Origin of the sequence: Nocardia cyriacigeorgica GUH-2 (assembly GCF_000284035.1) — a bacterium.
GTDB classification, from domain to species: Bacteria; Actinomycetota; Actinomycetes; order Mycobacteriales; family Mycobacteriaceae; genus Nocardia; species Nocardia cyriacigeorgica_B.
Window position 1 is genome coordinate 3,128,485 of the sequence record NC_016887.1, and the last position, 16,942, is coordinate 3,145,426.

General features: G+C 66.9%; 18 protein-coding genes. 9 read left to right on the forward strand and 9 right to left on the reverse strand.

Annotation, left to right across the window (positions count from 1 at the left end; translation table 11 throughout):
* Positions 1 to 3 precede the first annotated feature (3 nt).
* Positions 4 to 321, reverse strand: coding sequence for a MerR family transcriptional regulator (locus tag NOCYR_RS14070; RefSeq protein ID WP_014351052.1), 318 nt, complete (start codon positions 319 to 321; stop codon positions 4 to 6).
* Between the two features lie 150 nt (positions 322 to 471).
* Here NOCYR_RS14070 and NOCYR_RS14075 point away from each other — a divergent pair, with 150 nt between their 5' ends.
* A complete protein-coding gene (locus NOCYR_RS14075; RefSeq protein ID WP_014351053.1) occupies positions 472 to 891 on the forward strand; it encodes an Hsp20/alpha crystallin family protein in 420 nt (139 codons plus the stop codon).
* A gap of 38 nt (positions 892 to 929) precedes the next feature.
* Positions 930 to 1,226 (forward strand): hypothetical protein, encoded by a 297-nt coding sequence (locus NOCYR_RS14080; RefSeq protein ID WP_014351054.1) that lies wholly within the window; start codon positions 930 to 932, stop codon positions 1,224 to 1,226.
* 140 nt (positions 1,227 to 1,366) lie between these two features.
* Here the strand turns inward: NOCYR_RS14080 and NOCYR_RS14085 are convergent, their stop codons facing one another.
* Complete coding sequence (locus NOCYR_RS14085; RefSeq protein WP_014351055.1) at positions 1,367 to 2,479, reverse strand: alkane 1-monooxygenase; 1,113 nt, start codon at positions 2,477 to 2,479, stop codon at positions 1,367 to 1,369.
* Between the two features lie 628 nt (positions 2,480 to 3,107).
* Here NOCYR_RS14085 and NOCYR_RS14090 point away from each other — a divergent pair.
* The gene (locus NOCYR_RS14090; protein ID WP_014351056.1) at positions 3,108 to 3,932 is read left to right on the forward strand and encodes a membrane protein; all 825 of its coding nucleotides are present in this window, start codon (positions 3,108 to 3,110) and stop codon (positions 3,930 to 3,932) included.
* Positions 3,933 to 4,214: 282 nt separating this feature from the next.
* Here NOCYR_RS14090 and NOCYR_RS14095 read toward each other — a convergent pair whose 3' ends face one another.
* Positions 4,215 to 5,816: a serine hydrolase gene (locus tag NOCYR_RS14095; protein ID WP_048833349.1), complete on the reverse strand. Its 1,602-nt coding sequence runs from the start codon at positions 5,814 to 5,816 to the stop codon at positions 4,215 to 4,217.
* 94 nt (positions 5,817 to 5,910) lie between these two features.
* Complete coding sequence (locus NOCYR_RS14100; protein ID WP_014351058.1) at positions 5,911 to 6,396, reverse strand: MarR family transcriptional regulator; 486 nt, start codon at positions 6,394 to 6,396, stop codon at positions 5,911 to 5,913.
* A 95-nt stretch (positions 6,397 to 6,491) separates the two neighbouring features.
* Between NOCYR_RS14100 and NOCYR_RS14105 the strand changes: the two genes are divergently transcribed.
* A complete protein-coding gene (locus tag NOCYR_RS14105; protein WP_014351059.1) occupies positions 6,492 to 6,968 on the forward strand; it encodes an SgcJ/EcaC family oxidoreductase in 477 nt (158 codons plus the stop codon).
* Here NOCYR_RS14105 and NOCYR_RS14110 read toward each other — a convergent pair.
* Positions 6,943 to 7,917 carry a helix-turn-helix transcriptional regulator gene (locus tag NOCYR_RS14110; protein WP_014351060.1) on the reverse strand — a complete coding sequence of 325 codons (975 nt, stop codon included), beginning with the start codon at positions 7,915 to 7,917 and terminating at the stop codon, positions 6,943 to 6,945. The genes NOCYR_RS14105 and NOCYR_RS14110 overlap by 26 nt on opposite strands.
* A 129-nt stretch (positions 7,918 to 8,046) precedes the next feature.
* On the opposite strand from NOCYR_RS14110, the gene NOCYR_RS14115 reads away from it, so the two are divergent.
* Positions 8,047 to 8,448, forward strand: coding sequence for a RidA family protein (locus NOCYR_RS14115; protein ID WP_014351061.1), 402 nt, complete (start codon positions 8,047 to 8,049; stop codon positions 8,446 to 8,448).
* A gap of 151 nt (positions 8,449 to 8,599) precedes the next feature.
* On the opposite strand, the gene NOCYR_RS14120 is transcribed toward NOCYR_RS14115, so the two are convergent.
* Complete coding sequence (locus tag NOCYR_RS14120; protein WP_014351062.1) at positions 8,600 to 8,959, reverse strand: MmcQ/YjbR family DNA-binding protein; 360 nt, start codon at positions 8,957 to 8,959, stop codon at positions 8,600 to 8,602.
* Positions 8,960 to 8,964: 5 nt separating this feature from the next.
* Positions 8,965 to 9,621, reverse strand: coding sequence for an SDR family NAD(P)-dependent oxidoreductase (locus tag NOCYR_RS14125; RefSeq protein ID WP_014351063.1), 657 nt, complete (start codon positions 9,619 to 9,621; stop codon positions 8,965 to 8,967).
* 138 nt (positions 9,622 to 9,759) lie between these two features.
* Here NOCYR_RS14125 and NOCYR_RS14130 point away from each other — a divergent pair, with 138 nt between their 5' ends.
* Positions 9,760 to 10,656: a tyrosine-protein phosphatase gene (locus tag NOCYR_RS14130; protein WP_231855925.1), complete on the forward strand. Its 897-nt coding sequence runs from the start codon at positions 9,760 to 9,762 to the stop codon at positions 10,654 to 10,656.
* Between the two features lie 78 nt (positions 10,657 to 10,734).
* On the opposite strand, the gene NOCYR_RS14135 is transcribed toward NOCYR_RS14130, so the two are convergent.
* Entirely contained in the window at positions 10,735 to 11,538 is an 804-nt protein-coding gene (locus NOCYR_RS14135) for an IclR family transcriptional regulator (protein ID WP_048833350.1), read from the reverse strand.
* Between the two features lie 181 nt (positions 11,539 to 11,719).
* Positions 11,720 to 13,966, reverse strand: a complete 2,247-nt coding sequence (locus NOCYR_RS14140; protein ID WP_014351066.1) for an ATP-binding protein — start codon at positions 13,964 to 13,966, stop codon at positions 11,720 to 11,722.
* Between the two features lie 728 nt (positions 13,967 to 14,694).
* Here NOCYR_RS14140 and NOCYR_RS14145 point away from each other — a divergent pair.
* The 3 genes from NOCYR_RS14145 to NOCYR_RS29730 are packed head-to-tail and all read left to right on the forward strand — an operon-like array spanning position 14,695 to position 16,921.
* On the forward strand, positions 14,695 to 15,015 hold the full coding sequence (locus NOCYR_RS14145; RefSeq protein ID WP_048833351.1) for a hypothetical protein: 321 nt from the start codon (positions 14,695 to 14,697) through the stop codon (positions 15,013 to 15,015).
* Positions 15,016 to 15,032: 17 nt separating this feature from the next.
* Positions 15,033 to 16,058: a tyrosine-type recombinase/integrase gene (locus NOCYR_RS14150; RefSeq protein WP_014351068.1), complete on the forward strand. Its 1,026-nt coding sequence runs from the start codon at positions 15,033 to 15,035 to the stop codon at positions 16,056 to 16,058.
* A gap of 20 nt (positions 16,059 to 16,078) precedes the next feature.
* On the forward strand, positions 16,079 to 16,921 hold the full coding sequence (locus tag NOCYR_RS29730) for a helix-turn-helix domain-containing protein (protein ID WP_158430162.1): 843 nt from the start codon (positions 16,079 to 16,081) through the stop codon (positions 16,919 to 16,921).
* Positions 16,922 to 16,942 lie beyond the last annotated feature (21 nt).

Genomic DNA, 16,942 nt, shown 5'->3' on the forward strand with positions numbered 1-16,942 from the left:
GGCTCAGCTATTGGAGCGGCGACGCAACCGAGCCAGATCGGCGAGCAGGGCGGCGTTGGCGTCTTCGAGTTCGAGAATGCGGCCGATGCCCGCGAGGTTCACTCCGTCGGCGGCCAGCGCCGCGATGCGGTGCAGCCGGGCCAGATCGTCGCCGCTGTAGCGGCGGGTGCCGCCGTCGCTACGGGCGGGGGTGATCAACCCGTGCCGCTCGTAGAGGCGCAGCGTCTGCACCCCGATGCCGGCCAGGTCGGCGGCCACCGAGATCGCATAGACCGCCTGTGTCGAGTCGGGGAGACGAGGCTGGTAACTCTCCTGCGTCATCCGTTCTCCTCACTCCTGCCATTCGCTTTCAGATTTTCTATTCTAAACCCTTGCGCCCATCTCTCTGCCGAGCTATAACGAATCTATGTCAGATGACATAGGTTATCTGTCGACTACTGCAAAGGATGGAGTGATCTGGAGGTGGCGACCATGCTGATGCGCACCGATCCGTTCCGCGATCTGGACCGATTGACGCAGCAGGTGTTCGGCACAGTGGCCCGCCCGGCCGTCATGCCGATGGACGCCTGGCGTGAAGGCGACGAATTCCTGGTCGAGTTCGACCTACCCGGCATCGACCCCGACTCGCTGGACCTCGATGTCGAACGCAATGTCGTAACCGTGCGCGCCACGCGGCCGGAGTTGACGGGCGACCGCGAGATGATCGCCGCGGAACGCTCACGCGGAGTGTTCAGCCGCCAGCTGTTCCTCGGCGACGGCCTCGACACCGACCACATCCGCGCCGACTACACCGACGGCGTACTGCGGCTGTCCATCCCGGTCGCGGAGAAGGCCAAACCCCGCAAGATCGCGGTCGAGCGGGCCGAACGGCGTCAGGCCATCGGCGCCTGATCCGGCACGGCCCGGCACTCCCCCGAGGAGGCAGGGCAATGATCGGAACCGATTCGCGCGCGGAACTGTTCGATACCGAACTACTCCTGCTGGACCCCGATACCGAACAGCTCTTCGCCGAAATGGACGCCATCGTGGCCGAAGCGCTGGCCCGTTGGCCGGCACCACAGCACCCCCGCCAACGGGTCCGGCCCGAGCGATCTCCGCGCGCACCGGCAGGACCCGCGCAGGTCGCGACGCTACGCGGGCGCATCCCGCCCGGCGTCCAGCCGACCCAGCGCGGCCCGCCCGCACCGCGCGGTGCCGCCGCGGCCAGTCGAATCCGACACGAGTGAGGTGATGCCCCTGTTCGATCCGACATACAGCAACACCATCTCGAACACAGTCACTCTTCGCGGGGCGACCCGGAATCCTCCGGGCCGCCCTCGGCCCGTCACCCGCTCGGACGCAGGGGTAACGCGATGACCCCGTTCCCTCACCGATTCCCGGCAGCCACCCCATGCGCCGCGAGAATGCGGTCTCGCTTGCGCGGCGCGATATTGGCCTGGGTGACATCGCCGTCGTAATGGGCCAGCACCCGCGGATCCATCACGCGCCGCCACAACGGTGGAATCGCGGCAAGCACGATCATGGTGGCGTAGCCCGCGGGCAGCTGCGGCGACTCACTGGTACTGCGCAAGGTCTGATAGCGCCGGCCCGGGTTGGCGTGATGATCGCTGTGGCGTTGCAAATGGAACAGGAAGATGTTGGTCACCAACCGGTCGCTGTTCCAGCTGTCCCGCGGCGAGCAGCGCTCGTATTTGCCGTTCGGGCGGCGCCTGCGCAGCAGACCGTAGTGCTCGACGTAATTCACCGTCTCCAGCAGCCCGGCGCCGATCACCGCCTGCAGCACCAGCCACGGCAGAATCTCGACACCGAACACCGCCAGCAGCCCGCCGAACAACACCACCGTCATCGCCCACGCCTGAAGAATGTGGTTGTGCGGTGACCACCACCCCTGCCCGTGCCGCTGCAACCGCTCACGCTCCAACGCGATCGCCGAACGGAATCCACCCGAGACCGCCCGCGGCTGGAACTCATACAGCGACTCCCCCAGCCGCGCACTCGCCGGATCCTCCGGCGTCGCCACTCGCACGTGATGTCCGCGGTTGTGCTCGACGAAGAAATGCCCGTACCCCGATTGCGCCAGCGCGATCTTGGCCAGCCAGCGCTCCAGATGCTCGGCTCGATGCCCGAGCTCGTGCGCGGCATTGATTCCGATCTCGCTGACGAAACCCAGCGTCACACCCAAACCCAGTTTGTCGACGACACTCAGCTCATCGCCCGCCCACATCGACGAGGCGATCACCAATCCGAGCAACTGGATCGGCAAGAACATATACGTGCACCACCGGTAATAGTGGTTGTTCGACAGCGCCTCGTAGTCCTCATCGCGCGGGTTGCTGCCGTCCTCGCCGACGAGGAAATCCAGGATCGGGATCACGATCAAGACGATGATCGGCCCGATCCACCAGAACACTTCGGATCCGGTGCGCAACACCAACTGTGAGGGCAGCAGCGCACACCCCGGGGCTATCAGCCCCAGCACCCATAGATACTGCTTCCGATCCCGAGGACCCCGCGATTCGCCCGCCGCTTGCACTGAGACCAACTCCGAATGTTGCCTTCTGGAACCCCCACAACGGATAAATCCGGATGCTCATCTGGCCTGTTACAGGCTGGCGCAAATCATTGGCCTTCGTTTCTCGCACTCGTCCGCCGAGTTGATCAATACGGTTGACGCGACTAGTTCGTCCGACCAAGCGACCATTCAAATTGCAAGGTAATAAAACAGTATCAATGACCCGAAAATTTATCGGGGCCAAGCGCTTCCATCCGACGGACTTCTCGTCGCCCAGCAAAACTACCAACCACAGCGCGTTCCAGCGCGCCATGGACGCAGTGCGAAATGCCTCGGCACCACATTTTCTGAGGCAGGTGGAATGCGTGGCCGAATCAGTTCGGCCCGGCCCGTACGGCGCAATTCTTCGCCCGCGCAGAAAGCCCGCAACGCCCCGACCGAATCCCTCCAACACTCGGCGACCGCAAACTACAGTGGCAGGACAGGATCAGCAACGAGGGGCCGAGCCAGACTGCTCGACACTTCCCCCGGGAAGGGACCGCACGATGTTCTGCGGCCGAGCCGGCACACGAGAACGGGCACCCGGAGCCCTCCGGTGACGCACTGGTTCACCGACACGATCATCGACAACGGCCGCCTGCCGCTGTTCTTCCTGATGGTCGCCTTCGCACTGACATTCCTGTTCATCCGGATGAGCACGCGAATGATCCGCGCCGAAGTCTCCTGGTGGCCCGGAAACGTCACTCCCGGCGGGCTGCACATCCACCACGTCGTCTTCGGACTCGTCACCATGCTCGTATCCGGCCTGTTACTGGTCGCGCTCGCCGCCCATGAGACACCGGTACTCAACTGTGTGCTCGCCACCTTCTTCGGCATCGGCTCCGCGCTTGTCCTCGACGAGTTCGCGCTCGTCCTGCACCTGCGCGACGTCTACTGGACCGAAGAAGGCCGCAGCAGCATCGACGCCGTCATGGTCGCCTTCGCCATCTCGATGCTGTTCCTGCTCGGCATCCACCCACTCGGCCTGGCCGACGACTTCGACGAATACACCGACGACGGCGAATTCGCGACCCTGATCGCCTCCATCGCCGGCCTCGCCATCCAGTACGGGCTAGCCGCCATCACCCTGCTCAAAGGCAAATACTGGACCGGCTTCCTCGGCCTGTTCTTCCCGCCACTGCTGATCGTCGGCGCCATCCGCCTCAGCCGCCCCACCGCACCCTGGGCCCGCTGGCGCTACCGGCCCGACTCACCAAAACTGGCCAAAGCCGCCGCGCGCGAAACCCGCTACCGGGAACCAGTGATCAACGCCAAGATCGCCGCACAAGAGTTCGTCTCGGGGCGGTTCACCGCACAGCAAACCGACGCAGAGCCGGAGACCATCGCGTCGACGTCTACCGAGCGCCGGCCGCAGCATTGATCCGGCCAGCGCAGAGCGGACCCCCGCCGTCCTTGTTGGTGTTAGCGGTTGGGTTGTAGGTAGCTGGTGCGAGTTTGGATGAGATATTTATAGTGAGATGCGCATATCTACGTAGCGCCAAGTAATACATCTAAAGACAACAACCACTCGCGCTGGGTGTCGATCGTGACTGCACCTGCGGTACCGGATGGGATACCACGCACTCGGTCAGCACTCCCCTCCCCTGTGCGGCTCACCGATCCGCGCCGCTCCCCTACTCCGTCAGCAGGCCGACCGGCCTGGTCAACTCCCCCGGTCGAACGACCCGAGCCCCTCCTGGTCGTAGTACTCGAGCGTGAGTTCGTCCCCGTCGAAGGTTGCTTTGGAAACGGTGTCCAGGGTCGCGTTCTCGCCGGTGGGTGTGAAGACGAAAGTGTCGCCATCCCAATGAGTCAGCGGGAAGGCCATGCTCTTCGGGCCCAACGTCAGGGTGAGCGCCCCCGCGGTCTCGGTGACGGTCGCGGGGCCGTAGTAGGCGTTGTCGTACACGCCCGCGTATTCCGTCAACGGACGGGCCGGGGCGGGGTCGGCGGGTGGTGTGGCACCGGCCAGTTCGCCCAGCGGTGCGCCCATCGGCGCGAAGGCCTGCCGGTAGAGGGTGCGCCAGTCCTGCCGGATGTCGCCGAACTGCACGAGGTCGGCGAACTCGGCGTTCAGCGTCTCGGGCACACCGATCGGTGCCGCGTTCGTCAGCGTCACGATGCCGACGTCTGCCGAGGGGATCAGCGTGAACGCGGTCGCCGCACCGAGGTCGAACGCCCCCGAATGGCTGAGCATCACGCGACCGGCGGCGGATTCGCCGACGTTGAAGCCGAACCCGTAGAAACCGGCCCGCGCGTCGGCGGCCTGCGGCGGATGCGCTACCGACTGTGGCGAGATCGCTGGCAGCAGGTCGTCGGGTTCGATCAGGGCCCGGCCGTTCGCGGTGCCGTCGGCGAGGACCATCGTCATCCATTTCGCCATATCGGTGACCGAGGAGCTCACTCCCCCGGCCGGCGATTGCGCGTCGGGTTGCCGTCCGGGGTTGGCGACACGGTATTCGCCGTCGACGAAGACGTGGCCGTCGGCGCGATCGGCTCGGTCGGCGAAGTCACGGTAGCGCGAACTCGTGGCATCCATACCCAGCGGCTCGTACAACTCGCGCGCCGACAGCGTCGCCCAGTCGGTCGCGGCGGCTCGCGCTACGGCGTCGGCCGCCGCGGCAAGCCCGAAGTTGGTGTATTCGTAGGAATTCCGGAACGGCCCCAGCGGCAGCAGACGCAGCCGCTCCAGCACCTCGGCACGGTCGTAGCCGAGGTCTTCGAGCAGGTCACCGGCGTGATCGGGCAGCCCGGACCGATGCGCATACAGATCACCGACGGTTACGTGCTCGCTGACGTACGGGTCGCCGAGCGCGAAGTCGGGCAGCAACTGCCTGATCGGCGTATCCCACTCGACCGCGCCCGCGCTCACCTGCTGCGCCACCACCGTCGCGCCCACCGATTTCGACACCGAGGCCAGCTGGAACACCGTGTCGGGTCCGACCTCACTCTTGGTGTCGACATTGCCGACCCCGAAGCCTTCGCTGTAGACCACGTCGCCGTTATGCACGATGGCCACCGCCATGCCGGGGATCCCTGAGGACTCCATCAGTTCCTCGGCCAGGCCGCCGACCCGATCGACCGCCTCACCCACCCGGCCTTCCGGTATCTCGACACCGGCGACCTGATTGGGCAGGACGGAGGGAGTCCCGGAGGGCGTTCCGTCCCCGGAGCCCGTCCGATCATCACCCCCGCAACCGCTCATCACCAGCCCCGCAGCCATGACCACTGCAACGGGCCCGAGCCATGTTCGCCGACGCGTCATCACGCCGCCTCCTGGGTGTCGTGCACCCCCGTTCGACACTAACCCCCCGGACCCAGCCGCGCGGACGATCGCGAGATCAAGCCCGATACGCACCTCACCGCGGCGACGGCCGGCCCCGGCGGCCGGCCGTCGTGTTCGCTCGGATCTCTTCGGTCGCGGCGCGGAAGGCCGGTGCCGCGCGGGCGAAATAGTCGAACAGGAGCGCCCGCTGCTCGGGGGTGTAGCTATCCAAGACCTCGGCCAGATGCCGGCGGGCGGGGCCGACGACTTCTTGGATGCGGTCGAGCGCTTCCGGGACGGGCTCGACGAGCACCCGTCTGCGGTCGTTCGGATCGGCGCTGCGCCGGGCGAAACCGGATCTTTCGAGGCGATCGATCAGGCGGGTGGTGGCGCCGGTGGTGAGTCCGGCGCGGGTGGCGAGCTCCCCTGAAGAGAGCGCCCCGTGGAAAGCGATCACGCTCAGTGCGTACCACTCCGAGGTGTGCAGTCCCGCGGCTTCCGCGCTGGCCAAGCCCTGCAGCCCCACCGCGTCCAGGTACTGCCGGAAGATTACGTGCTCGTCGTTGCCCGTGCTTGCCATCGTCAGCCTCACCTCGTACATTTAGTTGCATGCGTGCAGATACTGTCTTGTTGCAGTATCTGCTTCATTCTAAGCAGTGAGGAAGTAGATCCACCATGCAGAATCAGCGACATGACACCGCCGCGGTGCGGGCCGTCATCGACGGCTTGATCGACGCGTGGGCGCGCCACGATGCCGAGGCGTACGGCGCACTGTTCACCGAGGACGCCAGTTACCTCAGCTTCGTCGGCACCGTCTACCGTGGCCGCGCCGATATCGTCAGCAGCCATCGCGCACTGTTCGCGAAATTCTTGAAAGGCACGAAACTCGCCGACGAGGTGCTGGATATCCGCTTCTACGGACCCGATACCGCGGTGGTCATCAGCCGTGGCGATACCTACAAAGGTGAGCGGCCGCGCAAGCTCGGCAAGGTCCAGACCTACACGCTGATCCGCGCAGCCGACGGTCAGTGGCGGGTGGCGGCCTTCCAGAACACGCAGCGCAAACCGGTCATGGAGAAGATCTCGTTCCTCCTCTCCCCCGCCACCGCGCCGCAGACGCAGCAGCTCAGTCCGGCTGGTCGTAGCAGCTGACCAGGGCGGCGGCGCGATCACGCAGCCGGGCTCGCAGCCATGGCGGGTCGAGCACTTCGGCGTCGATGGCCAGTTGCCACAGCGCCCATTCGGCGTGCCGGCGATCTTGGAAGTTCACCTCCAGCCGCAGCCGCCCGTCGGCATCGACGGCCTCGGCGGATACGGCGAGTGCCGTGCCGACCAATTCCTCGCGTCGGGCCGGCTGGATCCGGGCAACCACCGTGACCTGGTCGCCGCCCGCGCGGAAGCGCGTACTGCGTTCTTGCCACGCGCGATCCAGATCGACCCGGCTGTCCCGTTGTGCGGGTTCGGGAAGTTGCTCGGCCGCCAGTACGCGCGATAGCCGGTAGGTGCGGTCGGCGCCGTCCTTCGTCGCCAGCAGGTAGACCTGATCGCGCACGGTGACCAGACCGATCGGATCCACGGTGCGCCACTCCGGCTCCTGGTTCACTGCCGCGTAGTGGATGCGCAGTTTGTGGCCGGTGAACACTGCGCGCCGGACCTCGGCGACCACAGTCTCGGGCACCTCGTCGTCGACCAGCCGCCGCGCGAGCAGATCGGTCTCGGGATCGATGAGCAGCCGCCCTGCCACCTCGTCGGCAGTGGCTCGATAGCTTTCCGGCAGCGCGTCGACCACCTTGAGCATGGCCGAGGCCAGCGCCGAGCCGAGACCGAATACCTGTGCGCCGCGCCGGGATCCGGCCACCAGCAGGGCCAGCGCCTCGTCGTGGTTGAGGCCGGTGAGTTCGGTCCGGAATCCCGGGAGCAACGCGAAACCACCGTGCCTGCCCCGTTCGGCATATACCGGGACACCGGCCGTCGACAATGCTTCGATGTCCCGCAGCACCGTCCGGGTCGACACCTCCAGCTCCTCGGCCAGCTCCGCCGCCGTGAGCTGTCCGCGCCGGCGCAACAGCAGCACCAGCGCCACCAACCGATCCGCGCGCATACGAGAAATCCTTGCAGAAATAGATGACACAGGATGTCGTGAATTCTCGGCAGCATCGTTGCCACGGCGTCATCGACGGCCGGCCACCGGGTCGGCGGACGTCCGTCCTTCGGATCGATAGGAGCACACGTGGTAGCGGAACGAACGGCAGTCAATCCGGTGACCTGGTCGCTGGAGATCGGCTTCAACCAGGGCGAGCTCGTCTCCGGGCACACCCGGACCCTGTACTGCTCCGGCCAGACCGCGATGAGCGCCGACGGCGCACCGCAGCACGACGGCGATATGGCCGCGCAATTGGCGCTGAGCCTGGACAACGTGGAGGCCGTGCTCGGCAAAGCGGGCATGTCGCTGGCGAATCTGGTCCGGCTCAACGTCTACACGACCGACGTCGACCTGCTGTTCCAGCACTACGGCGTACTGGCCGCCCGCCTGGGCGCCGCCCAGGTCGCACCCGCCACCACCATGCTCGGCGTCACCCGGCTGGCGATCCCCGGCCAGATGGTCGAACTGGAAGCGACTGCTGTCGAGTAACACTCAGCTCGTCGCCTCCTGGTCTCAGGAGGCGACGAGTACGCAGGTGCTCGCCCCCCATCGCGGTCGAGCACGTTCGGCGCCTGCGAACGCAGTTCAGCGCTCGAATCCCGCCGCCTCGGCCTTTGGCTCGAACAGCCGGCCGAGTGGCTCAGCCCGGTCCCTGTGGATGGGCGAGATCATAGGCGCGGGAAACCTTCTTCGGCACGACCATGCGCCACGCGTCCACCACCAGTTCCCGCGCCTCGGCCGGATCCAGTGCCGCCAGCTCGGCGTGCACCCAGTTGAACCGCATGTCCGAGGCCGAGGGCAGCCGGAACTTGTGCGGCTCACTCGCGACCAGCGCCGCGCGCTCCTCCTTGGGAAAGGCGAACCCCATCTCGGTCTCGTCCAGGGAGAACGCCACATAGACGATCTGCCCGACGCGGAACTTCAACCGGCCACGCACATACACCTGGTACGAGCGCTCCAGCTCAGCACCCAGAGTCCGGACATCATCGATCACCGCCATGGCGATCAGCCGTCGTACGGGACCTGCGGCGTCCACTCCGCGTCGGGCCGTTCGACCGCCTCCCACATGGCGTCGGCAATCGGCGGCGGGGAGAACGGTCCGGTTTCGGTGAGGAGGCCATTGATCTGGACCGCGACGGCCCGGATTCCGTCGGACGCCAGCGTGGCATCGAGGCTGGTGACGAGATTGCGAACGCCGGCCTTCTGCACACCGAGCGAGGCCGCGCCGTACCAGGGTTTGTCGGCCGCCGCGCTGCCCGTCACCAGAATGCGCCCACCGCGCGACATGAACCGGTGCGCGGCCTGAACCGCAGGCAGCAGCGCCGCCACGCCGAGGGTGACGTCCTCGAGCAGTTCGGACACCGTCAGGTGCAGGGGATCCTTTTCCCGCCACGCGCTGGGGTTGAAATGCAGCAGATCGATCCGCCCGTGTCGCGTGCCGACGTCGGTCACCACGCGACCGATGTCGTCCGGATCGTGCAGGTCGATGGCGGCGCCCTCGGCGGAAAATCCGTCGGCGGTGAGCGATTCGGCCAGTCCACGGGCTTCGTCGGTGGTGCGGGCGGTGAGCGCGGCATGGTAGCCCGCACGGGCGAAGCGGCGCGCGACCGCGACGCCGAGGCCCGGACCCGCGCCGATGGTCAGGAGGACGGGAGCTGTCACCCGTCCAGGCTATGACGGCCAGGGTTGCCACGGTGGGCGATGTGGGCGTGTCCGGCGAATATCGCGATGTCAAGGCGCAATCCCGATCATCGAGCAAACTGTCTGAGCCACCCGCGGCCGTCGATACCGTCGCTCGGCATGAAAGCACTTCGTAGCAGGGCGATCATCTCGCTGATGACCACGACCCTGGCCTCCCTCGCACTCGCTGCCACCGCTGTCCTGCAACCCACCGCCGTCGCCGCACCCGGTACCGGCGGACACATCGCACTGGAGGGCGCGGTCAATGTCCGCGACCTCGGCGGCTACCGCACCTACGACGGTGCGACCGTCAAATCCGGCAAGGCGATCCGCGCCGACGCCTTGGCGGGCCTGACCGACCGCGATGTCGCCACACTCGGCGGCCGCAATCTGAAATCCGTGGTCGACCTGCGCACTCCCGGGGAGGTGCAGTTCATGGGAGCCGACCGACTGCCGCCGGGCGTGCCGCTGGTCGCGCGCCCGATCGATGACACCGGGCTGTTCACCCAGATGATGCAGGTCATCCAATCCAAGGATCCGAATCGCCAGCAAGAAGTACTCGGCAACGGCGGTGCGGAGAGGATCATGCACGGCGTCTACGCCAGTTTCCTGACCCCCGAATCGCGCGCGGCGTTCGGCGCCACCATCCGCGAACTCGCCACCACCGAGGGCGCCCTGCTCTACCACTGCACCTCCGGCAAGGACCGCACCGGATTCCTGACCTACGTGGTGCTGCGCGCGGTCGGTGTGCCCGAGCCGACAGCACGCCAGGGCTATCTGCGCTCCAACGAATTTCGCGCTGCCGCGGACGCGAAGCTGCGTGAGCAGGTCGAGCAGGCCGGTTACATGCAGAATCCCGACCTGCTCATCCCCCTGCAGGAAGTCCGCAACGAATACCTCGACACCGCGGTCTCCCAGCTCGAGCAGCAGTACGGCAGCTTCGGCAAGTTCCTCACCGACGGTCTCGGGCTGGACCCCGGAACCTTGTTGAAGTTGCGCAAGAATCTGGTCGGCTAGCACTCGGCACGTGGGTGGGTGCGGGCGGTGTATCGCGCACCCACCCACGGCTGAGGCGCTCAGCAGGTCAGTACCTTTTCATCGAGGTCGACGCCGGTACACGACCCGCCGCGCATTCGCATCGACGACCTCGACGAGAACCTGGGCCACCCGGCCCGCACCGGGCGCATGTCCATCACCGAGCCTGCCCGACAGCGATACCGCGGCGAGCCCACCGGATTCGGCATCGCTCCGAATGGCGACCGCGACGCACGCGACACCGCTCAGTGCCTCCCCATGATCGACGGCGATACCGTGATGGTCTCGGACCCGGTCCAATTCGCGACGCAGGTCGTCGCGGTGGCCGATGGTGCGCGGCGTCAGCTGCGGCAGCCGTTCCCGAAACGCCAGCTCGAGCACCCGCGGTGACAGCGTGGCCAGCAGCGCCTTACCGATCGCGGTGCAGTGCGCGGGCATCCGGCCGCCGAGCCGGGTCGGGATACCGGCACCGCAGCGGTCGGCGACCTTGTCGACGACCAGCACGTCGGGGCCGTCGAGCACGCCGAGGTGGGCGACCAGACCGGTGCGCCGGCACAGCTCGGGCAACAGCGGGCTCACCGTCTGCCTGATCTCGAGGTGCTCGACCGCGAGACCGCCGAGTTCCAGCTCCCGCGTCCCGAGCCGGTAGCCACCGGGCGCGTGGGCCAGCCAGCGCAGCCGCAACATCTGATCGATGATGCGATGCACGCTCGAGCGCGGTAGGCCCGTTCGGTCCACCACATCGAGCAGGGTGAGTACCGGTGCGGGACCGTCGAACGCGTTCAGGATCAACGTCATCCGCTCGATCATCGACGCCGGCGCCAATGGTGCAGACCTGGCGTGGACAAGCTCGTCGACCGTCATGAGTCACCTCGTTGCAGCGTGCGGGTGTCGCACTCACAATGGGCGCCGAGGTAGGTCGCGCGAATCCCGGAAACTACGGAGATCGCGCGGGTGGCTACGGATCTACCGTCTTGCCGATCTCTGTTCGGCGCTGAATTCCCCTGGTGCACACCGGCGATTCACCACCGGGGCAACCTCGGTGTCAGGTGTTCCGGGTCACCCAGGCGGCGATCTGTGCCCGCGAGGAGAAGCCGAGCTTGGCGAGAATGTGGTCGACATGACTTTCCGCCGTCCGCACCGAGATCACCAGTTCCGTTGCGATCCGGCGATTTCCGTAGCCGAGTGCGATCAGGCGTGCCACCTCGCGTTCCCGCCGGGTCAGCAGCTCGAGTGCACTCGGTGCCGACGCGACGACGTGGGGCGCGGCACTATCCATGGCGTAGTCGATGGCGTCGTCGAGGCTCAGCGCGGCACCGGCCTCGAAACAGGCACCGAACTCCCGCTCGCCGAGAGCTGCCTCGACGTCTGCGCGGACCTGTCGCCCGGTGAGGTGAGTTATCGCGTGCCCGAGGCGCTGCGAACTTCCCTGACGGATCGTAGACGCCGCTCCCATGAGACGCGCCGACCGCTCGCTGTCGCCCTCGGCCGCGGCCACCCAGGCCAAACCGTCGACACTCGTGGCGATCCAGGCACACCGATCGACCAGCCGCAACAACTCGATCGACCGGCGCAACGCCGCGACCGCGCGCTCGTGATCGCCCTCCCGCCAGCGCTGGACGCCGACCGTCCAGTGCGCCAGCCCACCCAGAAGATGGGAACCGTGCTCGGTGGTCAGGGCAACCAGACGCTCGGCCATCGCGCCGGCGAGCGGATCCTCGAGGGTCAACGCGCACACCGCCGCGAAGGCCAGACTCTCCATCTCCACGCGCAGGTGGACGCATTCGCGCGCACTCGCCGAGACGGCCACGGCGCGTTCCATGGCCATGCGAACGTCACCTGCCGCGAAGTCCAGCATCGCGCGCGCCATCTCCGCTTCGGCCCGCACCTGCACCGATCCCGATTCGACGGCGATCTCGGCACTTGCGCGGGCATCATCGGCCGCCTTCTCGGTGTCGGCGAGCATGGCGGCGATCACCGAGGACGCGGCCAGCGCCCTGGCCCGGTCGACACTGCGCTCGGTGTTCTTCGCCAACGCCTCCGATAGCCAGCGATATCCCTCCAGCAGCAGGTGGCAGTGTTCCCAGAACGGCCACAGTTCGGTGGCGATCTCCAGCGCCCGGCGCGCGCCGTCGGGGTCGTCGAGGCAGAATTGCAGCGCCGCACGGAGATTGGCATGCTCGCGTGCGACATCGGCGAACCATTCGACATCGGCGGCACTCCAGTAGGCTCTCCGACCGCGCCGCGCGAGCCGGTAGTAGTACTCGCGATGCTCGACGCGGACCTCGTGTTCGGCCCCGCGTTCCCGCAGCCGGTCGCGAGCGAACTGACGCAGCGGCTCGAGCATCGTGTACCGGCCGGCACCGTCGTCGCCGGGCGAGTAGATCAGCACGGATTTGTCCACCAGCCCGGTCAACGCGGCCAGCAGCCGATGCGGTGCGCCGACCCGGCAGACCGCTTGCACAGCGTCGAGGCCGGCACCACCAACGAACACCGACAGCTGTTCCCACAGCCGCTGCTCATCCGGACTGCACAGGTCATAGCTCCAGCAGATGGCCGAGGCCAGTCGCTGCTGCCGGTGCGGAGCCGTGCGCGGGCCCGTGGTCAGCAAGCCCATCGCATCGTCGAGGTGGGCGAGCACCTGATCCGGGCTGAGCATCTTCATCCGCAACGCCGCCAGCTCCAGCGCCAGCGGAATGCCATCGAGACGACGGCAGATCGCGGCGAGACTCGCCGCATTGCCCGCGCTCGGCCGGAAGCCCGGATTCGCGGCTGTCGCCCGGTCGATCAGCAGCCGGGCCGCGGGACCGTCGAGATCGCCGGAGTCCGCCTCGGGCACCGACAGCGGCGCCACCGGCAGGATCTGTTCACCGGGCACCCCGAGCGGCTCCCGACTGGTAGCGAGGACCCGCAGCCCGGTCGTCGCCGGAATGATCCGGTGCACGAGTGCCGCGCACGCGCCGATCACATGTTCGCAGTTGTCGAGAATCAGCAGCAGGACCCGGCCTGCCAGATAGTCGATCAGAGCCGCCGGCTGCTCACCCGTGTCGTCGAGCAACCCCAGCTCACGCGCCACCGTCGATGCGACCAGATCGGGATCGCTGACGTGCGCCAACTCCACCAACCAGACACCGTCTGGGAAGGCCCGCCGCACCACAGCCCCGATCCTGCGCCCCAACCGCGTCTTTCCCACACCACCCACCCCGGTCAGCGTCAGCAACCGCGTCCCCTCGAGCAGCCCTTTCGCCACCGCGACATCCCCGTCGCGCCCGACGAAGCTGGTCACTTCCACCGGGAGATTCCCCGAGACACGCCGACCCACGCCGTTACTGTCGCACGCGAGCCCGGTCCGCGCAGGCAAACTGATGGCAGTGAACACCACATTCCCGGGCTTGGAACATCGCGTCCCATCCCGGCGCGCCAAGTCTCGGGTGACAGCGCGCGGAGCGCACCACTGGTCACAACTTTCACCCTGATCAGGGTGGAAGCGCCGATTACGGTGGTCGCAAAAAAATCGTGTCCAGGCAGAGCCTGAACACGATCCTCTCAGCGATTATGCGCATTCTGTGTCCGGAGGGGGAATTAACCACTACGCACACGCACTGAAGCAGCGGAAGGTCCTGGATATCGGCAGAAGCTAAGGCCGACGGAGCATTTCGGTGGTTCAAAACAGACGAAGTGACCCCGTGTCAGCCGGGGTTGTCAGTTACGGATTCACGTTCCCGACGTGCGCGATTCCCCCCTCGCGCACAGATCGCCGTCAGATCTGACACATCGGCGTGCAGCGTGTGCGAGGACCCTCGCACACAAGGAGCCTCGCCTGTGGTTTCACCTTCTGACCTGCACCCATTGCTGGCACAAGTGCCAGATTCCGCCACATCTGCCGCGCCGGCGATGCGTGAGCGTCCAACGATGATCGCGCCTCTCGTTCCTCCGCAGTCACCTCTGCAGGAGCTTATCCACGGTCCCCGACTCGACCCGCCCGCACTTCCCAGCGCTGACAAGGACATCCTGTACGGGATGAGCACCGTCGGCGGTGCGGGACGCCTGGTCGAGACATTCGTCATGACCGGGCTCGGATGGACACCCGGCACACGGCTGGCTATGACAGCCGATGCCGAAGGCCGCCTCCTGGTCGTCGAAGCCCCCAATGGTGCTGTGACGGTGACGGCCGATGGTTACTTTCGGGTGCCCTACCGCCAGCGGCGCAGGCTGCGTCTGTTCCTCGGGGATCGGGTGTTACTCATGGGCCACCGAGCCCGCAAGCGGCTGCTCGTTCATACCCCGGCATCGATCGAGACCGGTTTGGCAGACAGCGCCCGGCTCGTGGCACGGCGGTGACCGTGGCGTCTGAACCCATGTCCGCGTCGCCGACCGCCGAGACCGTGGCCGCGGCGAAGCTCCTACTCGCTCAGATGGGAATTTCACCAGCCGATCTTGTGACCGCCGGCCCGCAGGTGCCGACCTTCGCCGAGGCGATCCCGGCGGTCCGAGCCGGCCTTTCACCCGGCACCCTGCGCACCTACAACGTCCATTTCAACCGGCTGCTCGATACATGGGGACACCGCCGACTCGACGAGCCGACGAAGACCGAGCTGGACGAGATGGCGGCCACCATTCAAGCCGGTGCCCGGATCAACCGAGCGTCCCGCGGCGGCGCGAGCGCGGTCGAGCACTTCGTCGGCACCGTGCGCTGCCTGTATCGGTACGCCGAAGACCATGGATGGATCCGCCCGGGCGACAATCCCGCCCGTGAGCTGACCAGACCGACACGCAGGCCCTCACACCGTTATGCGATCCCGTCGGGCCGGCTCGCCGAGATATGTCATGTCGCAGCGGTGACCGGCGACGACGGGGAGCTCGATTCGCTGATCCTTCGCCTGCACATCGAGACCGCGTGCCGCCGGGGCGGGGCGCTGGCATTGCGGCCGCACGATCTCGATCCGGACCAGTGCCTCGTTTTCCTGAGGGAGAAGGAGGGCAGCAATCGCTGGCAACCGGTATCGCCGACGCTGATGCAGCACCTGCTCGAGCATGCTCGAACCCGGCGCAGCCCACAGTCGGGGCAGCTGCTGCGCTATCGCAACGGCAAGCCCATCACTGCTCGCCGCTACGACTACATCTGGCGCCGAGTCGGCGACGAGCTGCCGTGGGCAGCCGCCCAGGGCATGAGCATGCACTGGTTACGGCACACGACACTCACCTGGGTCGAGCGCACTTTCAGCTATGCGGTCGCACGCGAATATGCCGGCCACCGCGGCAAGGGCGGCGGCACGACAACCACCTACGTCAAATCCCACCTCCAGGAGGTGGCGGCCGCGCTGTCGGTCCTGACAGGCGAGCCCCATCCGCTCGCCGATGCCAGCGTGTCTTTCACACCCTGATCAATCGCAGGAGAACCCCGATGCACAGCTCTGCCTCCAGTCCACCGAACCGTGCGGACGCGACGGATGCGGCTCCCGCGGGTGCCCCGCGCGCGCACGCATTCTTCTGGGCAGTGCTCGTTGCCGCCGCTGCTGTCAGTATCATCGGCAACGCCACGCAAGCGATCCTGCACGGCAGCGCTGTTCCCGTTGTCGCCGCCGCCGTCGCCGTCATACCCCCGTTAGCGTTGCTCGCCGCTGTGCACGGGGTTTCGGTTCTGGTCCGCGCCGACACCGGAGCCCGCGCAACCCACATCGTCGCAACTGCGATGACCGCTATGATCGCCGCGGGCGCGTTCTGGCTGTCGTTCACCGCGTTGAGGTCGTTGGCGGTAACGGCCGGCGTACCCGGCAAGGAGGCGTGGCTGTGGCCGCTGATCATCGAAGGTTCGATGGCACAGTCCACGGTCGCGCTCCTCGCACTCGCCCATTCCGCCCACCCCGGACCGACCGCCCGCTCCCAGCCGGAATCCGACGACGTTCCGGACAGTGCGCACGCGAGCGTGCCCAATGCCCCGGCCGCCACGGCGGATGAGCCGATGCTCGAACACGTGCGCACGCCGCTCGATTCGCCTGCTCCGGCCCTGGCGGACTTCGCAGCGCTGGCAGAGCTGTTGTGCGCACGCGATCCTGCCAAGCGCCGCGACCCGCGTGTGGTCGCGCACGCGTTGAAACGCCACCACAACGATGGCTGGACTCCCACCCAGATCGCCAACGAACTGAACAAGAGCCGCTCAACTATCAGCCGCATCCTCTCCGACGCCGCCGCCGCACGTGCAGTGCACGACTTACAGGACCGTTCGCAGACCGCTAGGGCGTTGTGACCGGCGACAGCGACCTGGCGC